This is a genomic window from Pseudarthrobacter defluvii, from assembly GCF_030816725.1.
GTDB lineage: Bacteria > Actinomycetota > Actinomycetes > Actinomycetales > Micrococcaceae > Arthrobacter > Arthrobacter defluvii_A.
This window is the reverse complement of record NZ_JAUSYG010000001.1, coordinates 1,075,781-1,100,000: the sequence shown is the minus strand read 5'-3', so window position 1 is coordinate 1,100,000 and position 24,220 is coordinate 1,075,781. Positions and strand designations below refer to the sequence as shown.

Below are 24,220 nucleotides of genomic sequence, written 5' to 3'. Positions count from 1 at the left end.
TGCGGAAGTATCCGCCGTCCACCCTACGCAAGCTGTCGCCGTCGTACATAATGCGCCGGTGGGGACTACTCCCCTGCCAGGAATGCACATAGGCGCTCCAGCGTTTGAATAGTTGGGTGACCAGGGTCACGATAGCCTTGGTGGCTTACACCGCAACCGGATTGAAAGTGGTAACCATGGGCAACTCTCCTGACAGCAGCGACGTTGTCATCCTCGGTGCGGCGCGGACGCCGCAAGGCCGGATCAACGGCCAACTCTCCAGCCTCACGGCTGTGGACCTCGGTGCGCACGCCATCAAGGCCGCGCTGGAAGGCAGCGGCGTGGCGGCCGCCGACGTAGAGGCCGTGATCATGGGCCAGGTGCTCCAGGCGGGCGCCGGACAGAACCCGGCACGCCAGAGCGCCATCAGCGCCGGCATCGGATGGAACGTGCCTGCGGTAACGGTCAACAAGGTATGCCTCTCGGGCCTGACGGCGGTGATCGACGCCGCCCGGATGATCCGCGCCCGTGAGGCTGAGGTGGTGGTGGCAGGCGGCCAGGAGTCGATGAGCCGGGCCCCGCACCTGCTTCCGGGATCACGCCAGGGGTGGACGTACGGATCCATTCAGGCGCTGGACGCTGCCGCCCATGACGGCCTGACCGACGCCTTTGACGGACAGTCCATGGGCTTGTCCACGGAGACGCGGAACCTCACGCTGGGCATCGACCGCACGTCCCAGGACAACGTCGCCGCCCAGTCGCACCAGCGCGCCGCGCTTGCGGCAAAGAACGGGACGTTCGACGGCGAGATCGCACCTGTCAGCGTCAAGCAGCGCAAGGGCGAGCCGCTGGTGGTGGATACCGATGAGGGCGTCCGCCCGAATACCTCGGTGGAATCGCTGGCCGGCCTGCGCGCGGCCTTCGTTACCGACGGCACCATCACCGCAGGCAACTCCTCTCCCCTGTCCGACGGCGCCGCCGCCCTGGTCCTCACGTCCCGCGGCTACGCGGAAAAGCACGGTCTGGGATACCTTGCGGTCGTGGGCAAGCCGGGACAGGTAGCCGGTCCGGACAACTCCCTGCACTCCCAGCCCTCGAACGCCATCCTGAATGCACTTGGCAAGGCCGGCTGGAGCACCTCCGAGCTTGACTTCATTGAAATCAACGAGGCGTTCGGCTCGGTCGCGGTGCAGTCACTCAAGGACCTGGACTACCCCCTCGAGAAGTGCAACATCCACGGCGGGGCCATCGCCCTGGGGCACCCGATCGGCGCCTCAGGAGCCCGGCTGGCAGCCCATGCCGCCCATGAGCTGAAGCGGCGTGGGACCGGCAAGGCTGCCGTGTCCCTCTGCGGCGGGGGCGGGCAGGGCGAAGCCCTCCTGCTGTACCGCGACTGATGGCGGGCGCAGCCGGGAACGGAACGGACGGCGTCGGGCGGGAACGCTTCCTGGCCGACGCCAAAGCCCGCGGCCTGCAGGTTGACGTGGTGGAGCGGTCTGCGGCGAAGAGCCTGGAAGAAGCCGCGGAGATCCTGGGCATCAGGCCCGCGGACATCGTCAAGTCCCTGGTGGTCAAGCACAAGGACGGGACCTTCCTGTTCGCCCTGATTCCGGGCGACCGGCAGATCTCTTGGCCCAAGCTCCGCGCGCTGGTGGGCGTCAACAAGCTGTCCCTGCCGCCGGCCGAGACCGCGCTCGAGGCCACCGGTTTCGAGCGTGGCACCATCACGCCCCTGGGCAGCACCACTCCCTGGCCCGTCTACGCCGATGCTTCGATCAGCGGCCGCCGCATCTCCATGGGGGCCGGCGCGCACGGCTACAGCGCCTTCGTGGACGCAGATGCACTCACAGCAGCCCTCGACGCGGTGGTCGCGGATATCAGCGATCCCGCCTGATCCCGCCGGTCCTCCCAACCAGGGCTGGTGGGCAAGAACTGAGGGGGCCGCCGGTTAAAGCAGGAAACCCCGCCCACAATCGTGGACGGGGTTTCCGAAGGAAAAGGCGTTGTTACTTGAGGGTAACGGTGGCGCCTGCAGCCTCGAGCTGCTCCTTGGCCTTCTCGGCAGCTTCCTTGGTGGCGCCTTCGAGGACAGCCTTGGGTGCGCTGTCAACCAGGTCCTTGGCTTCCTTGAGGCCGAGGGAGGTGATGGCGCGAACTTCCTTGATGACTGCGATCTTCTTGTCACCGGCAGCTTCGAGGACGACGTCGAAGTCGGTCTTCTCTTCAACCTCTTCAGCGGCTCCGCCACCGGCGGGGCCGGCAACGGCTACAGCAGCAGCGGTAACTTCGAAGGTCTCTTCGAAGAGCTTGACGAACTCGGAGAGCTCGATGATGGTCAGTTCCTTGAAAGCTTCAATGAGCTCTTCGTTGCTGAGCTTCGCCATGGTTGGCGTCCTTCCTGTTGTGGTGTCCGAACGGCACGGGGCCGGGCTGACACCGGAGTCTGGTGGGGGTAAGAGAATTAGTTCTCTTCGGCAGCAGGAGCTTCAGCGGCAGCTTCAGCTTCGGCGGCGGGAGCTTCTTCAGCGGCGGGCGCTTCGGCAGCTGCCGGTGCACCGTTCTCTTCTTCAAGCTTGAGGCGCAGTGCGTCGATGATGCGTGCAGCTGCGGCGGCAGGTGCCTTGAGGACGCCTGCAACCTTGGCGAGCTGCAGCTCGCGGGACTCGAGGGCAGCCAGTGCGGCAACCTCGGTGGCGTCCAGCGCCTTGCCCTCAAAGTAACCGGTCTTGATGACCAGCTGCTTGTTGGCCTTGGCAAAATCCGTCAGGCTCTTGGCAGCGGCAACTGCGTCACCCTTGATGAACGCAATTGCAGTGGGGCCGGCAAGCTGGCCGTCGAATGCTTCGACGCCGGCTTCCTTGGCTGCAATGGCGGTCAGGGTGTTCTTGACGACCGCGAACTTGGTGTCCTGGCCGAGAGAAACACGCAGCTGCTTGAGCTGTGCAACGGTGAGCCCGCGGTATTCGGTCAGGACAGCGGCGTTCGATTCCTTGAAATCGTTAGTGATCTCAGCTACTGCTGAAACCTTGGTAGGCGTTGCCATAACCCTCCTTCCGGGGATAGTGCCGGTATTCGACGGTCCCCGCTCAAGAGAGCTAAAACTAAAAACGCCCCGCGCAGATGCACGGGGCTTGGCTCAACACGGTCATACCGTGGAGCGTTGCTTCGTTCACCTGCGCCGGCCGCCCTGCGTTGAGGGTCCTTCGTCCGGAAAGCCACTGTGGTCCCCAGCGCACAACTGCAGAGTTGAGCCATGTTCAGGAGAGTGGATTTCCAACAACCGACGGTCTTTGGTGCTTCCAGCTTACGCGAGGCGCCGCCAGTCCACCAAATCGGGAGTCAACTGGTGCTGGCATGCAGCGAGGGAAGCTCTTTTTGCCAGATACCCGTGACCCCGGCCGTCTGGAACCCCAGCTGCTTGTTCACGGTCAGAAGGTACCGGTTCTCGGGCGCGTTCCACGTGTAGATGATGCGCGCATCCGGGAACTGCTCGCTGAGCCGTTCCATGTTGGCCACCTTGATCAGGAGGCCCAGTTTGTTGCCGCGGTGTTCCTGCAGGACCAGGGTGTCGTCCTGGAACACAACGTCTGTCCGGTGTGCCAACACCGTGATCGTCGTCAATCCCACGAGCGAGCCGGTGGCAATATGCTCCACGGCGGTGACCACTGTCCGCCGGCCCTGCGCGATGGCCACTTCCTCGGCCTCACGGAGGATGCCGCCGTCGAACACCAGCTCCTGCTCAACCGGCGGATCCAAGGAAGCGTCGACGTCGGCCCCCGCCTGGTTCTCCAGCGCAGCCACCGCCTCCAGCCAGCCGTCCGGGCAGCGGTCGGTCCAGTGGTGCAGCCGGTAGCGCCCGTTGTTGGCTGCATCCGCCTCAGCCTGCAGCTCGGCCACCACCTTGGAGTCCAGCGGCAGGGCGCACGAGCTGAACTGCTCGATGTGCTGGAGGGTGTACCCGGTCTTCTGGGCGAACTCCACCTCCCGGCTCTCCAGGGGCACGAAGCCTTGCCCCGTGCCCGGGACCAGCTGGGCGCGTTCGAATTCGTGCAGCGACGCGCCGGGGTGGTTCGTGTCCACCAGGATCATGGTGCGGCCCTCCCCCCGGGCCAGCTGTTCGGCCGCCTCCAGCAGGCGCCGGCCCACCCCCTGCCGCTGGAAATCCGGAAGGATGTCCAGGGTGAGCTCGGCAAGGTCCAGATGGTCAGTCAGAGGCAGCGCAATGTCCACGGTGCCGACGATTGCACCGTCCACCTTCGCCACGAGAATCAGCTGGCGCTCATACGGGTCCGCGAACTCCAGCAGTTTCTCGAGCGGCCCGTAGGCAAGATCGTCACTGCCCCAGGTCTGCATCCGCACTTTGCGCCCCACTTCCACGGCGGCCAGGAAGTCTGCGGCGTCCGGGGTATCCAGTGAGTCGGGGATCCAGAGCTGCTCGATCTTAACGTCTATTGCCATTCGGGCATCATCCCAGCCGTTTCTACCACTCACCTTCATAGCCAGCAGGCCTGAATCCAAGTGCGGTATTTATCGCCAGCATATGCTGGTTTTCGCTGGCATTCCATGTCAGGACCGAGCGTGCCGACGGCCACCTGTCCTGGACCCGGCGGAGGTTGGCCGCCTTGATCAGCATGCCCAGCCGGTGGCCCCGGTGCCCGCCCGCCACCAGTGTGTCCTGCTGGACCAACGACTCCGGCAACTGCGGGCGCCAGGCCAGGACGGTATAGGCCACCAGTTCACCTGTGGGCCTGTACAACGCCGTTGCCACACAGGACTGCACACCGCTGCGGACCTGCCGTTGTTCGTCGTCCCGGACCCTGGCAACGTCCCAGTCCTCGCGCTCCCAGTCCATCCCGGCAGTGGGGGCATCGGTACTCATCCGCGCCCGCAGCCCGGCATAGGCGGCTACGAGCTCTTCCGGGCAGTGCTCGTCCCACGCCGTCAGGACGTAGTCCCCCGACAGTGCGCGTGCGTCAGTCGCAAGCCCTGTGAGGAGGTCCTCGGGGACCGGCACGGCAAGGCGGCTGGACCGCTTCACCTGCTCCAGCTCATAGCCAGCGGCGACGGCGAACGCGGTGGCCGGGTCATCGAGCGGCAGGACCCCCGCGCCGGACTTGGCGGCGACCACGCGGCCCTCCCCAGGCAGGGCACTGAGCGGCACTTCATGGAAGGAATCGAGGGACGTCCGGCCGCGTGTCCATGCCACCGCTTCGGCGTGCTTCAGGAGGGAACGCCCCACTCCCCTGCGCCGCCAGCGGGGAACGACCAGGACGTCAATGCCTGCCGTGGCCACATTCTCGCGCAAGGGAAGTGTCACCGAACACAGCCCCGCCGGCTCCCCCGCGATCCGGGCCAGGAACAGCTGCCGCTGCTCGTACGCGTCGCCGCGCCAGTATTCCAGCGCCTCGGCGGGCGTAAGGCACCACTGCAGGTTCCCCCACACAGCCAGTGCCTCTGCTTCCTTCATGGCCTGGCATTCATGGAATTCCGCAGGCAGCCCCACGTCGTTACTCCCGTCGCGGCCACCCCGCGGCGGAAGGACGACGGCGGCAATCGCGACGTCATCAGGTGTCGGCGCAGGTAAGGGATCAGTTTGCCCCGGTTGGCCCATGCAGCAAGCTTAGGCAACCGGTGGCACAAGTCCACCGGCAAAAAGACCGCCCCGGCGCAATGCGCCGGGGCGGTCTTTGGGTGCTCCGGAATCAGTCCGGGGCAGGAACTTCAATCAAGGACTACGCCTCGGTGAGCACCTTGGTGACGTTGGGGTCAACGGAGATGCCCGGGCCGAACGTGGTGGCCACGGTGGCCTTCTGGATGTAGCGGCCCTTGGCAGCGGACGGCTTGAGGCGAAGAACCTCTTCCAGGGCGGCTGCGTAGTTCTCGGCCAGCTTCACGGCGTCGAAGGAAACCTTGCCGATGATGAAGTGCAGGTTGGAGTGCTTGTCGACGCGGAAGTCGATCTTGCCACCCTTGATGTCGTTGACGGCCTTGGTGACGTCAGGGGTCACGGTGCCCGTCTTTGGGTTCGGCATCAGGTTACGCGGGCCCAGGACCTTACCGAGGCGGCCAACCTTGCCCATGAGGTCAGGGGTGGCAACGGCGGCGTCGAAGTCGGTCCAGCCGCCGGCGATCCGTTCGATCAGGTCATCGGAACCAACGAAGTCGGCGCCGGCTGCGATTGCGGCCTCAGCCTTGTCGCCGGTGGCGAAAACCAGGACGCGGGCGGTCTTACCGGTGCCGTGCGGCAGGTTGACCGTGCCGCGGACCATCTGGTCAGCCTTGCGGGGATCGACGCCGAGGCGGAAGGCGACCTCAACGGTAGCGTCGAACTTGGACGGGTTGGTGTCCTTGGCCAGCGTTATTGCCTCGAACGGTGCGTAGTGCTTCTCCGCGTCGATCTTGGCGGCTGCTGCCTCATATGCTTTGCTGCGCTTTGCCATGCTGCTTATTTCTCCTTGTGCAGTTGTGGTCTGCGGACCGCGCTGGGCCCTGCCACAGTCGGCCAATCCGGCTCGTTATCCGGCCCGAGATGGCCAACGCTTGAATTTTCTTTGGTGCCGGTACCCCGGCGGTGCCGCCCGTCGTCGTCAATTACTCCGGCGCTGGACAGCGGTATGGGGTATTAGCCCTCGACGGTGATGCCCATGGAGCGGGCGGTGCCGGCGATGATCTTCGCTGCGCCTTCGAGGCTGGTGGCGTTGAGGTCTTCCATCTTGGTGGAGGCGATCTCGTTGACCTGGGCCTGGGTCAGCTTGGCAACCTTGACGGTGTGCGGGGTGGATGAACCCTTGGCAACGCCTGCAGCCTTCTTGATGAGCTCTGCGGCCGGCGGGGTCTTGGTGATGAACGTGAAGGAACGGTCCTCGTAGACCGTGATTTCCACGGGGATGACGTTTCCGCGCTGGGCTTCCGTCGCAGCGTTGTACGCCTTGCAGAATTCCATGATGTTGACACCGTGCTGGCCAAGCGCAGGACCGATCGGCGGGGCCGGGTTGGCGGCACCTGCCTGGATCTGCAGCTTGATGAGGCCGGTGACCTTCTTCTTGGGAGCCAATGTAGGGTCCTTCTCTCAATAACGTTCTGGGGCACAGGAGCGTGCCTCAGGTTTTTGGCCGCCATGGCAAGGCGGCCGGCCGTTCCGGTGCCGCTAAGCGGGCGGCGCCGGAACGAATTCTAGGATTCTCAGATCTTGGTGACCTGGTTGAACGCCAGGGTGACGGGCGTTTCGCGCTCGAAGATGGAGACCAGCACCACGAGGGTCTGGGACTCGGGCTTGATCTCGGAGATCGTGGCGGGGAGGGTCTCGAACGGGCCCTCCTTGACGATGACGGACTCGCCGACCTCGAAGTCCACGGCCACGGGGGTCTGGTTCTGCTTGTTGACCGGCTTGCCCTTCTCGGCCTGCTCTTCCTCGAAGACAGGGGCGAGCATGGAGAAGACCTCGTCCAGGCGCAGCGGAACCGGGTTGTGGGCGTTGCCCACGAAGCCGGTGACGCCGGGGGTGTGACGGACGGCGCCCCAGGAAGCGTCGGTCAGGTCCATGCGGACCAGGACGTAGCCGGGGATGCGGACGCGGTTGATCACCTTGCGCTGGGCGTTCTTGATCTCCACGACCTCTTCCATGGGCACCTGGATTTCGAAGATGTAATCTTCCATGTCCAGGGTCTGGATGCGGGTTTCAAGGTTGGCCTTCACGCGGTTTTCGTAACCGGCGTAGGAGTGGATGACGTACCAGTCACCTTCCTGGCGGCGCAGCTTGGCCTTGAACTCCTCGGCGGGATCCGCAGCTGCAGTGGCTGCCGCGGCGGCAAGGGCGTCGGTCTCTTCGTCGCCGGCTTCTGAAGCGTCGGCAGCGTCTGCGTCGGCAACGTCGGAGGCGGCGTCGTCGGATTCGGGCGCGGAGGACTCAACCTCGGACTCTTCGCCGGCTTCTGCCGTGACGTCCGGGGATTCTTCCAGCCCAGTCTCGGTTACCTCGAGCTCCTGCTCAGACACTTGGTCTCCTGCTTCCTCATTGCCTAACATGCCTATTTAAATGGCTCAATTCCGCACGCCGGTGCATCCTTCCGGTTTTCCCGGGCGGAACACGCGGCCTGCGGACCGTGCAGCCTTAGCTGTCCTTGGAGCCGGTACCGCCGAAGATCCAGCTGACAGCGGTTCCGAAACCTATGTCCAGCAGGCTGACGATGACCATCATGATGGCCACGAACACCAGCACCACGAGCGTGTAGTTGATCAGTTCCTTGCGGGTGGGGGCAACGACCTTCTTCAGTTCGCCGATGATCTGGCGGACAAAGAGTGCAATGCGGGCGAAGAAGTTTGCCTTGGCTTCCTTCTTAGCTGGGCGGCCCTTGGAGCTGCTGGCAGCTGTTTCGGTCACCTGGTCCTCGCTCATCTTTGCAATGGTGGATTACCCGGCCCTGATCAGAACCATGGTTGCTGCGCCTGCCCCGGGCTCTCGCCCGGAACAGCTTGCGCAGGGCAGACAGGACTCGAACCTGCAACCTGCGGTTTTGGAGACCGCTGCGCTACCAATTGCGCCACTACCCTATGGAGTGAAAGCCACTCTTTGACGACCCAACACCAGCTTGAACTGGGGCGCACGCCATCATCCGTGTTTCAACACCGGTGAACCAGTCTACGCAAGAACTCCGCGTAGGTAAAACCGGCCCTTCCGGCCCGCCCGACCACCGGCCTGAAACCTGCTGCGCGGGGCAGTCATAAATCAGAACCGGCACCCCGGAGGGTCCGGTGAACAGCATAGAGTAGAACTCGTCGAATCCCACATTCCAGCCTCCCGGCTGCAAGCGAAGAACGGACCTGCCATGTCTGCCGCCCGCGTTTCCCAGCGCATTTCCGCAATTGCCGAATCCGCGACCCTTGCCGTTGATGCCAAGGCCAAGGCGCTGAAGGCAGCTGGCCGGCCGGTTATTGGCTTCGGCGCGGGCGAACCCGACTTCCCCACCCCGGACTACATCGTCCAGGCGGCCATCGAGGCTGCGGGCCAGCCCAGGTTCCACCGCTACTCCCCCGCGGGCGGACTGCCGGAGCTGAAGAAGGCCATCGCCGAGAAGACCCTGCGTGATTCCGGCTACCAGGTTGACCCCTCGCAGGTGCTAATGACCAATGGCGGCAAGCAGGCCGTGTACAACACCTTTGCAACCCTGGTGGATCCGGGCGACGAAGTCATCGTGCCCTCCCCTTTTTGGACCACCTACCCGGAAGCCATCCGCTTGGCCGGCGGCGTCCCCGTGGAGGTTTTTGCCGGGCCGGAGCAGGACTACCTGGTGACCGTCGAGCAGCTCGAAGCAGCCGTCACGGACCGCACCAAGATCCTGCTGTTCGTCTCGCCGTCGAACCCTACGGGTGCCGTGTACTCCCCCGAGCAGGTGGCGGAGATCGGCAAGTGGGCCGCGGCCAAGGGCCTGTGGGTGGTCACGGATGAGATCTATGAGCACCTGACCTACGACGGCGTCCCCTTCACCTCCATCGCCACGGCCGCCCCGGAGCTGGGCGACAAGGTGGTCATCCTCAACGGCGTCGCCAAGACCTATGCCATGACCGGCTGGCGCGTGGGCTGGATGATCGGCCCTGCCGACGTCATCAAGGCGGCCACCAACCTGCAGTCTCACGCCACCTCCAACGTTTCCAACATCATGCAGATTGCCGCCCTCGCCGCCGTGTCCGGTCCCCTGACCGCCGTCGACGATATGAAGGTGGCGTTCGACCGCCGCCGCAAGGCCATCGTGGCCGGCCTGAACGCCATTGAAGGCGTGGAATGCCCGACACCGAAGGGCGCCTTCTACGTGTATGCGGACGTCCGTGCGCTGCTGGGCAAGGAATTCCCGACGGCGTCCGGCACGGCCACCCCGCAGACCTCCGCCGAGCTGGCCGCGCTGATCCTCGACGAGGTTGAGGTGGCAGTGGTTCCGGGCGAGGCCTTCGGCCCCTCCGGCTTCCTGCGCCTCTCCTACGCGCTGGGCGACGACGACCTCGCCACCGGTGTCCAGCGGCCTGCAGGACTTCCTTGGCAAGGCGCAGTAGACGCCCCAAACCTCCAATGCTCCATCAGTTGTGGTCCCTAACAGCACTGTTTAGGGACCACAACTGATGGAGCATCTCTGTTCTAGAGGAGGCGGCGCTCCGCGGCCCACTTGGTCAGTTCGTGGCGGCTGGAGAGCTGGAGCTTTCGCAGCACGGCTGACACATGGGTTTCCACGGTCTTGATGCTGATGAAGAGTTCCTTGGCCACTTCCTTGTAGCTGTAGCCCCGGGCGATGAGGCGCATGACCTCGAGTTCGCGGGCGGAGAGTTTGTCCAGTTCGTCATCGGCAATGTCTGCGGGGGCAGTGCCGAAGGCGTCGAGGACGAACCCGGCAAGGCGGGGCGAGAAGACCGCGTCGCCGCCGGCCACACGGAACACCGCATCGGTGATCTCGGCGCCGGAGATGGTCTTGGTGACATAGCCGCGGGCACCGGCGCGGATTACGGCCACCACGTCCTCGGCGGCATCGGAGACGCTCAGGGCCAGGAAGCGGGTGGTGGACAGCAATGCCGCGGACCCGGCAATGACTTCCCGGCCGCCGCCGCCCAGCCCGCCCGGCAGGTGGACGTCCAGGAGGACGACGTCGGGCCGCCGGTCCGCGATCACGGCGATGGCCTGCTCCACCGTGGCGGCCTCCCCCACCACCTCGATGCTGGCGTCGAGGTCAGCTTTCAGCCCGGACCGGAAGATGGCGTGGTCATCGACGATGACCACGCGCGCGGATTTGCCAGGCCGGGCACTTGCGGCGCCTGCCCCCTGGGCACCTGTCCCCTGCCCGCCTGCGCCCTGTCCGCCTGTCCCCTGGGTCGTGTTCATGATTTCCCTTCCGCATGTTCTGCTGCAGCCGGCAGTCGAAGCCGTACTTCCGTGCCGTCCCCGGTGCTGAGGATGGCAGCCGAGCCGCCGTGGCGTTTCATCCTGCCGACAATTGACTCCCGCACACCCAGCCGGTCCGCCGGCACGTCGCCCAGCTCGAAGCCGGGCCCCCTGTCCTTGATGAAGATTTCCGCCTGCCCGTCCGATGCCTCCAGGTAGACCGAGACGGTGCCGCCGCCATGGCGCGATGCGTTGAGCATGGCCTCCCGGCTGGCCTGGACCAAGGCCTCGTGCGCCTCGGTCATGGCGGCATCACCAACGGTGACCACCTCCACTGCGTTGCCCAGCAGGTCCTCCACCTCGCCTGCCACTGCCTTGATCCGGTCCGACAGCTGGCCGCTTTCGCGGCCCGGGTCCTGGAACAGCCAGCCCCGCAGCTCCCGCTCCTGGGCACGGGCCAGGCGGACAACGTCGTGCTCATTGCCCGCCCGCCGCTGGATCAGGGCGAGCGTCTGCAGCACGGAATCGTGGAGGTGTGCCGCGATTTCCGCCCGTTCGGTCTCCCGGATCCGGCCGGCCCGCTCAGCTTCCAGGTCCCGCCAGAACTTGAGGGCCCACGGCAGCAGGACCAGTATCACGCCGCCCAGCACCGCCACGGAGGCCAGCAGCGCCAGCCAAGTCTGTTCCCACGAGCCCGAGCCGGACACCATCACCAGGACGCCGGCAACCACCAACGCCAGTCCAGCGGCAAGCCGCCCCCATCCGCCGGCCTGGTCGGCCTTGGTCTTGTCCACCAGCCCGGCGCGCCGGGTTTCGTCCAGCTGCATCCAGGCGATGGAGGCCCCGCCAAGGACGGCGGCGGCGGGGATCAGCGTGCCGAGGGATACGTCCACGCCCAGCAATTGGGCGATCATGATGCCGGCCACCAGCAGCAGCCCGCAGCCCAGGAGTATCTCCTTGCCGTACCGCATGCCGCCCACCCGGAACCAGGGCGCAGCGGCGGCGTCGTCCAAGCCTCCCGGGACGGAACCGTCGGCACCTGCGGGAGTTCCGCCGTCGGGCGCTGCTCCCGGCACCTGGCCCGGCACCGGCTGGCCCTGCATGGGTCGGCTCACCGCTGGGGCAATGGGCGACGCCGGGCGGCGGGCATTGCGGCGGGCGGCCTCATCCGCCGTGGGAACCATGATCCACAGCCAGGCGTAGAAGACCAGCCCTGCCCCGCCTGCGAAGGAAGCGAGGACCATGCCCAGCCGGACGTTCTTCACCGGCCAGCCAAGGTGGGCGGCGAGGCCCGAGCACACCCCGGCGATGACGCGGTCGCTGCTCCGTGCCAGGGGCGGGCGCGACGGGAGGGTGGTCATGGATCAATCCAAGCATGGATCAGGGTTGCCCGGACCGCATTCTGCCGCTTCCCGGGGACAGTTCAGGGACGGTTCAGGGTTTCCCCCAGTAGAGCGGCAACGGGCCGAAACGGGAGGATCGAGGTATGAACTCGCAGATCCCCTCCCCCGACGACGATCACCCTGCCGGGCCCCTCCCCCAAGGGCAGCACGGCACAGGCAGCGAGCGGCCCACCGAGCCGTTGCCGTCTTCCAGTTCAGTGCCTCCGGCCGCCGTGCCGGACCCCTCCGCAGCTTCCGCCAGCGGCACTCCGGGCGTCCCTGGCGACCCTGGCGATCCTGCGGGAAGCCGCCCCGCCGGTTCAGCCGGTTCCGCCGGTTCAGCCGGTTCAGCCGGTTCCGAGCATCCCGCATCCGACGGCCAGGCCGCCGGTGCCGGTAGTGGTGCCGGCCAGGGCAGTGGTACTGGCCAGGGCAGTGGTACTGGCCAGGGCACTGGTGCTGGTTCGGGCTACAGTGCTGGTTCGGGCTACAGTGCCCCTCCCGGTGATGGTTACGCCTTCCAGGGCGGACCCGCTCCCACCCCTTCCACGGACTTCTTCGGCTGGATCCGCAGCCAGGGCATCTACCGGGGCAACGACCGCTGGATCGGCGGCGTCTGCAGCGGGATTGCCCACCGGCTGAACGTGGACCCCATCATCGTCCGCGGCGTCGTCATCGTCCTGACCCTTTTGGCGGGCATCGGCGTACTGCTGTACGGCCTGGCCTGGGCCTTCCTTCCGGAACCTGACGGCAGGATCCACGTCCAGGAAGCCGGTGCGGGGCGCTGGTCCAGCGGCATGACGGGCTCCCTGATCGCCACCGTCCTGGGGCTCACCGGCCTGGGCGGAGGCTTCTGGGGCTGGAGCCACAACGGCCTCAGCGGCCTGCTGTGGACCCTCTTCTGGGTGGGCGGCGTGATCTACCTGGTCTACTACCTGTCCCAGCGCAACAAGGCCCACCCGACGGTCGCCGGCCACGCATCAGCCTCCGGCGCCGGGTACCCGGCGGGGCATACCGGCGCCGGGAACACTTCGTCATTCTCCGCCGGCACGCCTTCAGCTTCCGCACCGGGGCACGCTTCAGCACCGGCCTACGGCAGCGGCGCCACCGGCGGTACGGGGACACGCCCCTACGGCCAGGGCGCCTACGGCACTGCCGGTACGGCAGCGGCCAGCGGTTCCGGCGTCCCAGGCACCGCAGGCACCGGCGCCATGTGTCCCAGCGGCACCAGCCCGGGTTCGGGTACCTTCGGCGGCGCACCCGGCGCACCCGGCGCACCCGGCGGCCCGGGCGGCGGAGTTCCGGGTGGCAGCAGCTACCCCACGCCGTGGGTCCCGCCGCGGCCGCCAAAGCCCAGGCCGTCCGGTCCCGGGGCACCTGCCGTCGCCATTGCTGCCGGCTGCGCCCTCCTGGTGGGCGGCGGGCTGAAAGCGCTGGACGCGGCGAACCTCATCAACCTGGGCGGCTCTGCAAACGCGATCGTATGGGCCAGCGCGGCCGCGGTCCTTGGCCTGGGCATCCTTGTAGCGGGCTTCCGCGGCCGGACCGCCGGGATCCTGAGCCTCTTCGCCGTGATCGCCCTGGTCACGGGCGGCATCTACAACACGCTGGACGACGGCCGGATGCGTTTCCAGCAGGTGGACTGGAACCCGGCAAGCATCGAGGAAGCGCGCGGCGGCATCGACATCACCGCCGGCCGGGGAACGGTGGACCTCACGGACCTCTCCCCAAGCGCCCCCCTGACGTCCGACGTCGTGGTTCCCCTCGACGTTACCGCCAGCAACGTCACCGTGGTCATCCCACAGAACGTGCCCGTGGACATCAAAGCGGACATGACCATGGGGAACCTGAACGAGGAAAGCGGCCAGCGCGGCGGCAACACCACCCGCGAAAGCAGCTACAACACCGACAAGCCGGGCAACCACCTGGTGGTGCAGATCGACGGCACCTTCAGCAATGTCACCATCCAGGAAGGCAACTGACATGGACAGCAGCAATATTCCGACGACGGGACCGGACACCGGGGGCACGGCACCTGCCAGGGTGGGAACCGTGGTGTGGGGGCTGATCGTCCTGGCGCTGGCCGCACTGATCATCGTGGCGCAGCTGGGCATCGTCACCCTCAACGGCACCTATGTCCTGATCGGCCTCATGATCGGGGCGGGCGTGGCCCTGGTGGTGGGCGGCCTGCTCTCGGCCCGGAAACGTGACAACGAACCAACTACAGGGAAGTCTTGAACCATGGATAAGTTCTTCAGCATTGTCAGGGGCTTCGGCCTGAAGCGCGGCCCGCAGCGCTGGCTTGGCGGAGTGCTCGGCGGCATCGCCGCACAGCTCAACGTGGACGTGGCCTACGTGCGGATCGCATTCCTGCTGCTCTGCCTGCTCCCCGGACCGGCCGTGATCTTCTACCTTCTGGCCTGGATCATCATCCCCGACCAGCGCAACGAGATCCTGCTCCAGACGTTCCTGGACCGGAGGTCGCTCAACGGGTGAACGGACCCGCCGGCAACCCAAGCCCCCGCGCCTTGAACCCCATGGCGCGGGGGCCTTTGTCTGCCTTTGTGTTCCCTTGCCTGCAGGTGCACCTTGTAACCGGTTTGTGTCGTACCCCACACACCCCACTACACTTCTAGGTGAGCTCAGCGTGGCGCTCTGCCTGTAAACCTTCTCCCAGGATTTGAGCCGAACATGAAAATTGGAATCCTCACCAGCGGTGGCGACTGCCCCGGATTGAACGCCGTCATCCGCGGCGCCGTGCTGAAGGGCATCGCCGTCCACGGCCAGGAATTCGTCGGATTCCGCGATGGCTGGCGGGGCGTGGTGGAGGGCGACATCATCGACATCCCCCGCACCCTCGTCAGGGGCATCGCCAAACAGGGCGGCACCATCCTGGGCACCTCCCGCACCAACCCGTTCGAAAACGGTGGCGGACCCGAGGCCATCAAGGCCCACATGGACCGGCTGGGCATCGACGCCATCATCGCCATCGGCGGTGAGGGAACCCTGGCAGCAGCAAAGCGCCTGACCGACGCCGGACTGAAGATCGTGGGCGTCCCCAAGACCGTGGACAACGACCTTGACGCCACCGACTACACCTTCGGTTTCGACACCGCTGTCCAGATCGCCACTGAGGCGATCGACCGGCTCCGCACCACGGGTGAATCCCACCACCGCTGCATGATCGCCGAAGTCATGGGCCGGCACGTGGGCTGGATCGCCCTGCACGCCGGCATGGCAGCGGGTGCGCACGCCATCCTCATCCCGGAGCAGAAGGTCAGCATCGAGCAGATCACCGAATGGGTCAAGGAAGCCCACCACCGCGGGCGCGCGCCCCTGGTGGTAGTGGCCGAAGGGTTCGTTCCGGAGCACATGGAGAGCCCGCACTCCGAGCGTGGCCTGGACACCTTCGGGCGCCCCCGGCTGGGCGGCATCGCCGACCAACTCGCACCCGAACTGGAAGCCCGGACCGGCATTGAAACCCGCGCCACCATCCTTGGCCACATCCAGCGCGGCGGCGTCCCCTCCGCCTTCGACCGCGTCCTGGCCACCCGGCTGGGCATGGCCGCCATCGACTCCGTGGTGGAAGGCTACTGGGGCACCATGGTGGCCCTCAAGGGAACCGACATCCGGCACGTCGCCTTCGAAGAAGCCCTGGGCCAGCTGAAGACCGTCCCCCAAAACCGGTACGACGAAGCCGCGGTCCTGTTCGGCTAAGCCTCCGGGCCGCCCTAGGCTGGGACCATGACACTCGATCCCGGCTCCGCGGCCATCATCCAGCTGGCGTGGGCACGCCGGCTGGGCCTCGACGACGACGCATTTGGCGACGCACTCGCGTCCGGGAAAAGAATTGTCCGCGCGGACGAATCCTGCCGCACCGTGGAGTTCGTGCGGTTGTTCGGGAGCTCGGCGCTGGTGGGCCCGCAGGGTGTGATCGACGCCGCCACTGACATCCCTGACGAGGAGATGGCCCACCACGTCACGCTCCTGAAATTGACCAGGGACCGCGGCGGCCACGGGCTGGGCGCAGCGGCCCTTTTCTTCGCGGACGACCTGCCAATTCAGCAGCCGTCCGAGGAACTGACGGTCTCCCACGGGAACCCGGAAGCCATCGAACTGGAGGGCCGCTGCCCACCGGACGACGTCAACGAAGTGGGCCTCTCCGACCTGGAAAACCGCTACACCATCGTGCACGAGCTGGACGGCCGGCGCGTCCCCCTGGCCTGCGGCGCCTACGGCGAATGGGAGGGCCTGCTGGCCAACATGGGTGTGCTGGTGGACCCTGAGTGGCGGCGGCGCGGCCTGGGCTCACTGGCGGGGTCCATCGCAGCCCACGAGGCACTCGCCGCCGGGCTGACCCTGCAGTGGCGTGCAGACGTCAGCAACACGGGGTGCCTGGCGCTGGCCCGCAAACTCGGACTCTCAGCCGGCGGAATCCAGACCAGCGTCCACCTTCGCTGACGCCTGGCCCTCCGCGGCACCCCAGTTCTGGACCGGCTTAGGCTTGGCGAAGAACAGGGCCACGGCGGCACCGGCCAGCACTACTGCGGCGGGCAGCAGGATGGACTGGGCCATCGCCGTCGAGAACCCCGCATGAAGGAACTCAGGCAAGGTACCGCCCATGGCCATCCCCTCACCGCCTGAACCTCCCGGGCCGCCGGAGGGAAGTTCGGCCGCAAGCCGCGACTGGATCAGGACGGCGATGGCCGCGCTGCCCAGCACCGCCCCGAACTGGCGGGTGGTGTTGTAGACGCCGGAACCAGCGCCGGCCTGGCGGGGAGGCAGGTTCCGGGTGGCGGTGGTGCTGAGCGGGGCCCAGATGCCTGCGTTGGCAAAGCCCAGGACCGCGCTGGGCAGCAGGAACAGCAGGATGGGCGTGTCGGGCTGCATCAGCAGGCCGTTCCACACCAACGCCACCGCCATCAGGACCAGCCCGGCCGCCGCCAGGTATTTCGGGTTGACCCGGTCCACGATCTTCCCCACGACAGGTGCCATCCCGCCCGAAATAAGGGCCATGGGGACCATGAGGAGTGCTGACTGGGTGGGTGTCAGGCCGCGGACCAGCTGGTAGTAGAAGATCAGCGGCAGGCCGAAGGAAGTCACGGTGAACCCCACCATGGTGATTCCAAGGTTGGCGAGCGAAAAGTTCCGGTCCCGGAACAGCCCCAGCGGCAGCAGCGGCTCACCCTTGTTAAAACGCTGCCACGCCACGAAAGCGGCCAGGACAACAATGCCGGCAATAATCAGGCCCCACACGCTGATGGGCCCGGTGATGGTGCCCCAGTTGTACGTTTCGCCTTCCTGGATGCCGAACACCAGCAGGAACAAGCCCACGGCGCTAAGGATCACACCGGGGATATCGAACCGGTGCGGATGGGTGCTGAGGGCCGGGACGTTGCGCATCGCCAGGATGAAGCCCACGACGCCGATGGGCACGTTGATGAAGAAGATCCACTCCCAGCCAAGCCCGTCCACCAGGACGCCGCCCAGGATAGGGCCTACCAGTGTCGCCATTCCGGCGGTGGCACCCCAAATAGCCATGGCGGAGCCACGGCGGTCGGGCGGGAAGATGCGGGTGATGACCGCCATGGTCTGCGGGGTCATGACGGCAGCGCCAAGGCCCTGGAGCACGCGCGCCAGAATAAGTGTCTCCACGTTCCGGGCAAGACCGCACCACAGGGACGCGAGCGTGAACACCACCAGGCCCAGGAGGTAGAGCTTTTTCGGCCCGAACCTGTCGCCCAGGCGGCCGGTGATGAGCAGCGGGACGGCGTAGGCCAGCAGGTAGGCGCTGGTCACCCAGATCACCGAGTTGATGTCTGCGTTCAGGCCTTCCATGATCCGCGGGTTTGCGACGGACACGATGGTGCTGTCGATCAGGATCATAAAGAATCCGATCACCAGGGACCACAGCGCCGGCCACGGCTTTTCTACGTTTTCCACTCGGTCATCCTTTTGAAGATTTGGCCGTGCCGCGCGGGCACCAAGTAAGGCTAGCCCAGCAGTTCCAGGATCTCCGCCCGGGCAAACATCTGCGCTGCCGCCCGTGCCGACGGGGCACCGGAATCCGGATCCGCTCCGGCGCCCAGCAGGACCCTGGCTACGTCCGTGTAGCCTTTGAACGCCGCTCCGGCCAGGGGCGTCTGCCCCCGGTCATTGGCGGCGTTGGCGTCGGCGCCGTGCTGCAGGAGCAGGGCGACCGTACCGGCATGGCCGTGGTAAGCGGCGAGCATCAGCAGGGAGTCCCCCGCCGAGTTCGTCATGGTGGCGGGAGCCCCGGCGTCGAGGTAGGCGCCCAGCAGCGCGTCGTTTCCTTCACGCGCAGCCTCGAAGAGCGTATGCGCCAAAGCCAGCGCGTCGTCGTCGTGCCCTGCCCCTGCCTCCGTCCCAGCGTCGGCGGGTGTGGTGTTCTCTGTCATCAGCGTGGCCCCCTGAGGAATCCTGTCTGGCGCCCCACAACCTGGCCTGCGTCGGGGGCGACGATGAGTTCCTGGGCGGCCGGATACGGCTCGTCGCCGTCCAGGACCGTCAGTATGTCATCCGGGGCAACGGAGCGCTTTATGACAGCCAGGGCCACGGGGCCCATCTCATAGTGCTGGGCCACGGACGTTACGGTTCCCACTTTCCGTTCCCCTGCCAGGACCGCACTGCCGGCGGCGGGCAAGGTGTGCTGCGACCCGTCCAGTTGCAGGAACACCAGCCGGCGCGGCGGGTGGCCCAGGTTGTGGACGCGGGCGATGGTTTCCTGCCCCTTGTAGCAGCCCTTGGCCAGGTGAACGGCGGTGCGCAGCAGGTCCAGTTCGTGCGGGATGGTCTTGTCATCCGTCTCGGCGCCGATGCGGGGACGCCAGGCAGCGATGCGCAGGGCTTCCGCGGCGAGCACGCCTGCCAGGGCGCGCCCGTCTACGGCATCCTCCAGTTCGGCGGCGGGGATCAGGTATTCGAACCAGGGCCGCTCGATGCCTGGATGGTTTTCCTCCGGGACGGTGGCGTAGGAGTAACCGCCGGCGCCCACGTGCGGCCACGGGTCCTGCCAGGCAAGGTGGCCCGACCATTCGGGGACCGCACGGGTGCTGCCCAGCACGGCCCAGTCCGCGGAGGCGTCGGCGATCTCCACCCGCAGCATGAACTTCATTCGGTTGAGGTACCCGGCCAGCGGCGCGGCCTCGGCGGCTTCCACGATCAGCCAGGTGGTGGCGCCGTCGTCAACCACCCGCGCATCGAAATCAATGCGGCCCTGGACGCTCAGGAGCAGCAGCTCGCTGGACTCCCCCGGTTTCAGGGCGGCCACCTGCTGGGAGGACAGGGTGTTGAGCCAGCTCAGCCGGTCGGGGCCGGTGACGGTAACCACACCGCGGTGGGAAAGGTCGACGACGGCGGTTCCGGCGGCGAGGGCGCGCTGCTCGCGCAACGGCTCGCCGTAGTGGGCAGCAACGCCGGCGTCAGCGCCGGCGGCTTCGACGGCGCCGGGGCGCGACAACAAAGGGCTGGGCGTAGTCATATGTAGTAGAAGTCCTTGGAGGTCAGCGGTATTCCGGGTTTTCGAAATCGAACCTTGTTCCGGCTGCCCATTCGCCCGGGAGGTTTCCGTACGCGGGGTAGCCCCCGGCGTCCTTCAGGATCCGGGCAAGGTGCAGGAGGTTCCAGGTCATGAAGGTGGTGTTCCGGTTGGTGAAGTCCGTGTCCGGGCCGCCCGAGCCTTCATCGAGGTAGCTTGGTCCGGGACCCACGGGCCCGATCCATCCGGCGTCGGCCTGCGGCGGAATGCTGAAGCCGATGTGTTGCAGGCTGTAGAGGACGTTCAAGGCGCAGTGCTTGATCCCGTCCTCGTTTCCCGTGATCAGGCAGCCGCCGGCTTTCGGATAGAACGCCCACTGACCCTTGCTGTTGAGCTCACCGGAGTGGGCGTACAGGCGTTCGATCAGCTTCTTGGTCTGCGAGGAGTTGTCGCCCAGCCAGATGGGCCCGGCCACCACAAGAATGTCCGCTTCCCGGACCGTGGGGTAAAGCTCCGGCCACTCGTCGGTGGCCCAGCCGTACTGGGTCATGTCGGGGTATACGCCGCTGGCGATGTCGTGGTCCACCGTGCGGATCACCGTGGTGCTGACACCCTGCTTTTCCATGATCCGGCGGCTGATGCGGATCAATCCGTCGGTGTTGGAAGTCTGGGGCGACTTTTTGAGGGTGCCATTAAAGAACACAGCCTTGAGGTCGCTGTAATCGGCCCGCCCTCCTGCTGCTCCCCCGGTACGTTCTTCCACGGTGCCGCCTCCCTCTTAGGGGTCAGTAAACCCTCACCTGGTCAGGAAACCCTGTGCAGGAACGCGGAGGCGTGGGCCTCGAGTCCCTTCCCGGCCTCGCCGCCGGAAGCCACGTCCCACCGCCACAACAGGTTGCCGTCCACCAGGCCGAAGATGCGGGTGGCGGCGCTGTAGTCCTTGGAGTGGCTGCCGCGCATCACCATGTCGGTGGTCAGCTGGATCTGCGGACCCTTGATCTGGCCGTAGTACAGCTCGGAGATTCCGCCGGGATGGGAGATGGACACGGAGATGTCGAAGCCGCCGTCCTTGTTGCGCAGCGCCTCCACCTCGTCGGCGCTCTTCAACACCGGCACGATGTCCGCCGGCACCAGGCCGGGACCGCCGTCGGCATCCAACTGCTTGCGCTCCAACGCCCAGAAGCCGGTCTCGACCGTGAGTGGCCGCAGGCGCGTCCCTTCGTCATCGGTCAGCCAGCTTTCGGCACGGTACTGGAGGTACGGCAGGCCGTTGTGGGTGAAGGAGACGTGCTGCAGGAAGTGTTCGGAATCCTCGTCGCCGCTGCCCAGCCGGCCGCGGCCCTCCCACTCACCAATGAGCCAGGAAAGGGGTACGAGTTCAGGGGTCAAGTCTGTAGGAATCTCAATGGGCATTGGTATTACCTCCAGATGCGGCTCGCTCCGGAAAAGGGGCGGCTACTGCTGGCCCTTGAAGAGGCGGTAGACCACAAACCCGGCGAACCAGGCCATGGACAGGCTCGCGATGCCGAGCAGGACAAGGAAGAAGATTTCAAAAGCAAGTACGGACATGGTGCCATCCTAACCCGTTAGTAGATGAGTAGTTTGTCAATGAAGTATGCGAGGGATCCCACAGCCGAAACCGGGGCAAGGCCCATGCTCAGGGCGGCGGGGATGTTCAGCGGGGCGCCGCGGAGCGTGGCAAGCCTGCGGAAGCTGGCCAGGACCGCACCCACCACCACGCCGAAGACGGCTGCAGGCAGGACGGCGATGTCCGACAGGACCAGCCCGGCCAGTGGCCCGGCCAGCCCGGCAAGCACTACTCCCAGCGGCGCCACGATGCTGTCCGGCCAGCGGATGAGCCCGGCAAGCAGGGCCACGGCGGCACTGATCGCTGCCACCAGGAGCATCTCGCGAACGCCGTTGAAACGGGCGCCGGCAATCCAGCCCGCGCCGAGGCAGGAGAGCAGGACGCCCGCGCAGCAGCCAAGGGTGGACTCCAGCCGCTGCGCCTGCCCGGTGCCGCGGATCAGCTGCACCACGAAGACGGCCATCATTCCCAGCGCCACAAAAGTCGGCGTCCAGTCCAGGTACCCCGGGGCCGGGGCCAGGGCGGCGGCCACTGCGGAAGCCGCACCCGGCAGGGCGATGACGGCGGCGAGGGTCTTCTTCGCGGGGATCCGCAGGAAGTGGGGCCAACCGATGCCCACGGCCGCGGCTATGACGATCCCGACGGCGACGAGCGCCTCCGGTGACGCATAAACCCCGGCGATGATGGCGACGAGGCCGGCGATCCCGATGAGGCCGACAACCCAGGAACCCAGCGAACGCACGGGTGCCTGCAGTTCCGCCGTCATGCGGCACCCGGCCTGTGCTTCGTCGGTGCAGTCACTGCGCTGGTTTCCCATCCTGGCGTCGGCCGGAAGGCTGGTCCGCCCCCTCATGGCAGGGCTGGTCCGCCCTGGTCCAATCCTGCCTTATGTGAACCGGATATGTCGCAAAACGTGCCTGTCCATGGCCGGGATCTGTGGCCTGAAAGGGGCTGCCGGGTATACTCAAAGCTCAGCTACGCTCCCTGCTGAGGTGGCTGGCCGCCGGTGTGCTGACGGTCAATAAACCTCCTGCAGGCAGCCAGTACCGGCCGGTGGGAATCCGGTTCAGTCGCCCAAAGATGCGCGGACGGCCCTTGGAGGAACAATGTCGCACATCCTGTTACTGACCAACAGCACTGGTTCTTCGGTGGACATCCTGCCTGCCCTTGAGTTGCTGAACCACAGGGTCCATATCCTCCCCGCCGAGCCCACAGCGCTGCTGGAAACAGACCCCTGCGACGTTGTCCTGCTGGACGCGCGCAAGGACCTGGTGGGCGCCCGTTCCCTCACCCAGCTCCTGAAAGCCACCGGCCTCAGCGCCCCGCTTGTGCTGATCCTGACCGAAGGCGGCATGGCCGCGGTTTCCTCGGCCTGGGCGGTTGACGACATCGTCCTTGATTCAGCCGGCCCCGCCGAGGTGGAGGCACGTATCCGGCTGTCGGTTGCCCGTGCCGTGCCGGAGCAGGAAGACGCCCCGAGCGAGATCCGCGCCGCCGGTGTGGTCATCGACGAGGCAAGCTACACCGCCCGGGTTAATGGGGCGCCGCTGAACCTGACCTTCAAGGAGTTTGAACTCCTCAAGTACCTGGCGCAGCACCCCGGCCGTGTCTTCACCCGCCAGCAGCTGCTCACCGAGGTCTGGGGCTACGACTACTACGGCGGCACCCGCACCGTGGACGTCCACGTCCGGCGCCTGCGGGCCAAGCTCGGCGCGGACCATGAGAACCTGATCAGCACGGTGCGGAACGTTGGCTACCGCCTCACCCTGGTCCGGCAGCAGGAAGACGAGCTCACCGAAGCCTGAGCCGCGGTCCGCATCGACGTATAGCCTTGGCTCATGACTCCAGCGCATCCGCAGAAGTGGCCCGTCCATGTCGTCCGTGGCGGAGTTGACCAGCAACTCCTGAAAGACTGCCGGAATCTCCTGGCCGCCGCGGAGGAATCGGACGGCAATCCGTCCATTTCCGAGCAGACCCTGGTGACCATGCGTGCCGGGGATTCCGCGGAGCACACCCTGATGACCCTGGCGCTGTACGCGCCGGACGAGGACTCCGATCCCGCAACCGCCCAGGACCTGGCAGGTTTCGCCGTGGTGGTCGAAGAGCCGGACGGCGACGGCATCCTGGAAATCGCCGTCCACCCCTCCTACCGGAACCAGGGAGTTGCGGACAGGCTGGTGGGCGCGCTCAAGGAGGTCCGGGGCTTCGACGGGCTGAAGGCGTGGTCCCACGGGAACCACGAGGCCGCCGCCGACCTCGCCGCACGCTACGGGTACGCTCCGGTGCGTGAGCTGTGGAAGATGAGGATGACGACGGCGGGTGCGGACCTGCCCGACGCCGGGCTTCCGGACGGGGTGGCCATCCGCACCTTCGTGCCGGGCAGGGATGAGGATTCCTGGCTGGCAGCCAACCGTGCGGCGTTCGCCCACCACCCGGAACAGGGCAACCTGACAAGGGCCGACCTCGAAGCCCGCATGGCGGAAGACTGGTTCGATCCTGCCGGGTTCTTCCTGGCCGAGGACCGGGACGGCCGGCTGCTGGGCTACCACTGGACCAAAGTCCACCCCCGGCACGGTGCGCACCCGGCCATCGGCGAGGTGTATGTGGTGGGGGTGACCCCGCAGGCGCAGGGCATGGGCCTGGGCAAGGCCCTGACCATCGCAGGCCTCAAACACCTCCGTGACCTGGGGCTGAACGCCGTGATGCTTTACGTCGACGCGGACAACAGCGCGGCAGTGGCCCTCTACCGGCGGCTCGGATTCACCCGGTGGGACATGGACGTCATGTACGGCCCGGCGGCAGGCTGAACCGGGCGGCCATATCAAACGCTGTCACCGGGTAGAACAAGGGCCTTGGGGTCAGTGAATGCTTGTAAGGTTGAAAGGGAACCGCGCGGGGCGGAAGCGCCGGCA

The 24,220-nt window shown here is 66.5% G+C and carries 25 protein-coding genes, 1 tRNA gene and 1 pseudogene; 10 read left to right on the top strand and 17 right to left on the bottom strand.

Annotated elements, in window-relative coordinates; all coding sequences use genetic code 11:
* The first annotated feature begins 176 nt into the window (after nucleotides 1-176).
* Both QF031_RS05135 and QF031_RS05130 read left to right on the top strand, forming a co-directional pair.
* Entirely contained in the window at nucleotides 177-1,376 is a 1,200-nt protein-coding gene (locus QF031_RS05135; RefSeq protein ID WP_307424991.1) for an acetyl-CoA C-acetyltransferase, read from the top strand.
* Complete coding sequence (locus QF031_RS05130) at nucleotides 1,376-1,873, top strand: aminoacyl-tRNA deacylase (protein WP_307424988.1); 498 nt, start codon at nucleotides 1,376-1,378, stop codon at nucleotides 1,871-1,873. The genes QF031_RS05135 and QF031_RS05130 overlap by 1 nt, the downstream gene beginning before the upstream one ends.
* Nucleotides 1,874-1,985: 112 nt before the next feature.
* Here the strand turns inward: QF031_RS05130 and rplL are convergent, their stop codons facing one another.
* The 9 genes from rplL to QF031_RS05085 all read right to left on the bottom strand — a co-directional run bounded on the left by rplL (nucleotide 1,986) and on the right by QF031_RS05085 (nucleotide 8,529).
* Nucleotides 1,986-2,363: a 50S ribosomal protein L7/L12 gene (gene rplL, locus QF031_RS05125; protein ID WP_188570819.1), complete on the bottom strand. Its 378-nt coding sequence runs from the start codon at nucleotides 2,361-2,363 to the stop codon at nucleotides 1,986-1,988.
* Between the two features lie 77 nt (nucleotides 2,364-2,440).
* Nucleotides 2,441-3,022, bottom strand: coding sequence for a 50S ribosomal protein L10 (rplJ, locus tag QF031_RS05120; RefSeq protein WP_018769122.1), 582 nt, complete (start codon nucleotides 3,020-3,022; stop codon nucleotides 2,441-2,443).
* Nucleotides 3,023-3,318: 296 nt separating this feature from the next.
* Nucleotides 3,319-4,437, bottom strand: a complete 1,119-nt coding sequence (locus QF031_RS05115; RefSeq protein ID WP_307424984.1) for a GNAT family N-acetyltransferase — start codon at nucleotides 4,435-4,437, stop codon at nucleotides 3,319-3,321.
* 22 nt (nucleotides 4,438-4,459) lie between these two features.
* Nucleotides 4,460-5,590: a GNAT family N-acetyltransferase gene (locus QF031_RS05110; protein ID WP_307424981.1), complete on the bottom strand. Its 1,131-nt coding sequence runs from the start codon at nucleotides 5,588-5,590 to the stop codon at nucleotides 4,460-4,462.
* 121 nt (nucleotides 5,591-5,711) lie between these two features.
* Nucleotides 5,712-6,419, bottom strand: a complete 708-nt coding sequence (gene rplA / locus QF031_RS05105; RefSeq protein ID WP_307424978.1) for a 50S ribosomal protein L1 — start codon at nucleotides 6,417-6,419, stop codon at nucleotides 5,712-5,714.
* Between the two features lie 182 nt (nucleotides 6,420-6,601).
* Nucleotides 6,602-7,033, bottom strand: coding sequence for a 50S ribosomal protein L11 (gene rplK / locus QF031_RS05100; RefSeq protein ID WP_018760472.1), 432 nt, complete (start codon nucleotides 7,031-7,033; stop codon nucleotides 6,602-6,604).
* 128 nt (nucleotides 7,034-7,161) lie between these two features.
* The gene (nusG, locus tag QF031_RS05095) at nucleotides 7,162-7,974 is read right to left on the bottom strand and encodes a transcription termination/antitermination protein NusG (protein WP_307424976.1); all 813 of its coding nucleotides are present in this window, start codon (nucleotides 7,972-7,974) and stop codon (nucleotides 7,162-7,164) included.
* A 115-nt stretch (nucleotides 7,975-8,089) separates the two neighbouring features.
* On the bottom strand, nucleotides 8,090-8,374 hold the full coding sequence (gene secE / locus QF031_RS05090; protein WP_142133076.1) for a preprotein translocase subunit SecE: 285 nt from the start codon (nucleotides 8,372-8,374) through the stop codon (nucleotides 8,090-8,092).
* Between the two features lie 82 nt (nucleotides 8,375-8,456).
* A tRNA-Trp gene (locus tag QF031_RS05085) sits at nucleotides 8,457-8,529 on the bottom strand.
* A gap of 275 nt (nucleotides 8,530-8,804) precedes the next feature.
* Between QF031_RS05085 and QF031_RS05080 the strand changes: the two are divergent.
* Nucleotides 8,805-10,023: pseudogene (locus QF031_RS05080) on the top strand (pyridoxal phosphate-dependent aminotransferase).
* Nucleotides 10,024-10,105: 82 nt separating this feature from the next.
* Here the strand turns inward: QF031_RS05080 and QF031_RS05075 are convergent.
* Complete coding sequence (locus QF031_RS05075) at nucleotides 10,106-10,840, bottom strand: LuxR C-terminal-related transcriptional regulator (RefSeq protein ID WP_370874488.1); 735 nt, start codon at nucleotides 10,838-10,840, stop codon at nucleotides 10,106-10,108.
* Nucleotides 10,837-12,201 (bottom strand): ATP-binding protein, encoded by a 1,365-nt coding sequence (locus tag QF031_RS05070; RefSeq protein WP_307424973.1) that lies wholly within the window; start codon nucleotides 12,199-12,201, stop codon nucleotides 10,837-10,839. Before QF031_RS05070 ends, QF031_RS05075 begins: the two co-directional genes overlap by 4 nt.
* 125 nt (nucleotides 12,202-12,326) lie before the next feature.
* Between QF031_RS05070 and QF031_RS05065 the strand changes: the two genes are divergently transcribed.
* From QF031_RS05065 to QF031_RS05045, 5 genes are all read left to right on the top strand, one after another.
* Nucleotides 12,327-14,204, top strand: a complete 1,878-nt coding sequence (locus QF031_RS05065; RefSeq protein WP_307424970.1) for a PspC domain-containing protein — start codon at nucleotides 12,327-12,329, stop codon at nucleotides 14,202-14,204.
* A gap of 1 nt (nucleotide 14,205) precedes the next feature.
* A complete protein-coding gene (locus QF031_RS05060; RefSeq protein ID WP_307424968.1) occupies nucleotides 14,206-14,460 on the top strand; it encodes a hypothetical protein in 255 nt (84 codons plus the stop codon).
* 3 nt (nucleotides 14,461-14,463) lie between these two features.
* A complete protein-coding gene (locus tag QF031_RS05055; protein ID WP_307424965.1) occupies nucleotides 14,464-14,718 on the top strand; it encodes a PspC domain-containing protein in 255 nt (84 codons plus the stop codon).
* Between the two features lie 195 nt (nucleotides 14,719-14,913).
* On the top strand, nucleotides 14,914-15,939 hold the full coding sequence (locus tag QF031_RS05050; RefSeq protein WP_307424963.1) for an ATP-dependent 6-phosphofructokinase: 1,026 nt from the start codon (nucleotides 14,914-14,916) through the stop codon (nucleotides 15,937-15,939).
* A gap of 27 nt (nucleotides 15,940-15,966) precedes the next feature.
* Entirely contained in the window at nucleotides 15,967-16,683 is a 717-nt protein-coding gene (locus QF031_RS05045; protein ID WP_307424961.1) for a GNAT family N-acetyltransferase, read from the top strand.
* Here QF031_RS05045 and QF031_RS05040 read toward each other — a convergent pair.
* The 6 genes from QF031_RS05040 to QF031_RS05015 form a co-directional block, all read right to left on the bottom strand.
* On the bottom strand, nucleotides 16,645-18,165 hold the full coding sequence (locus QF031_RS05040) for a DHA2 family efflux MFS transporter permease subunit (RefSeq protein ID WP_307424958.1): 1,521 nt from the start codon (nucleotides 18,163-18,165) through the stop codon (nucleotides 16,645-16,647). The genes QF031_RS05045 and QF031_RS05040 overlap by 39 nt on opposite strands.
* Nucleotides 18,166-18,215: 50 nt before the next feature.
* A complete protein-coding gene (locus tag QF031_RS05035; protein ID WP_307424955.1) occupies nucleotides 18,216-18,641 on the bottom strand; it encodes an ankyrin repeat domain-containing protein in 426 nt (141 codons plus the stop codon).
* A complete protein-coding gene (ygfZ, locus tag QF031_RS05030; protein ID WP_307424952.1) occupies nucleotides 18,641-19,723 on the bottom strand; it encodes a CAF17-like 4Fe-4S cluster assembly/insertion protein YgfZ in 1,083 nt (360 codons plus the stop codon). Before ygfZ ends, QF031_RS05035 begins: the two co-directional genes overlap by 1 nt.
* A 22-nt stretch (nucleotides 19,724-19,745) precedes the next feature.
* Nucleotides 19,746-20,483, bottom strand: coding sequence for a flavodoxin family protein (locus QF031_RS05025; RefSeq protein WP_307424948.1), 738 nt, complete (start codon nucleotides 20,481-20,483; stop codon nucleotides 19,746-19,748).
* A gap of 41 nt (nucleotides 20,484-20,524) precedes the next feature.
* Nucleotides 20,525-21,133 (bottom strand): FABP family protein, encoded by a 609-nt coding sequence (locus QF031_RS05020; protein ID WP_307424945.1) that lies wholly within the window; start codon nucleotides 21,131-21,133, stop codon nucleotides 20,525-20,527.
* 173 nt (nucleotides 21,134-21,306) lie between these two features.
* A complete protein-coding gene (locus QF031_RS05015; RefSeq protein WP_307433141.1) occupies nucleotides 21,307-22,074 on the bottom strand; it encodes a permease in 768 nt (255 codons plus the stop codon).
* Nucleotides 22,075-22,414: 340 nt separating this feature from the next.
* Here QF031_RS05015 and QF031_RS05010 point away from each other — a divergent pair, with 340 nt between their 5' ends.
* Entirely contained in the window at nucleotides 22,415-23,113 is a 699-nt protein-coding gene (locus QF031_RS05010; RefSeq protein WP_307424942.1) for a winged helix-turn-helix transcriptional regulator, read from the top strand.
* 33 nt (nucleotides 23,114-23,146) lie between these two features.
* Nucleotides 23,147-24,115: a mycothiol synthase gene (mshD, locus tag QF031_RS05005; protein ID WP_307424939.1), complete on the top strand. Its 969-nt coding sequence runs from the start codon at nucleotides 23,147-23,149 to the stop codon at nucleotides 24,113-24,115.
* Nucleotides 24,116-24,220 lie beyond the last annotated feature (105 nt).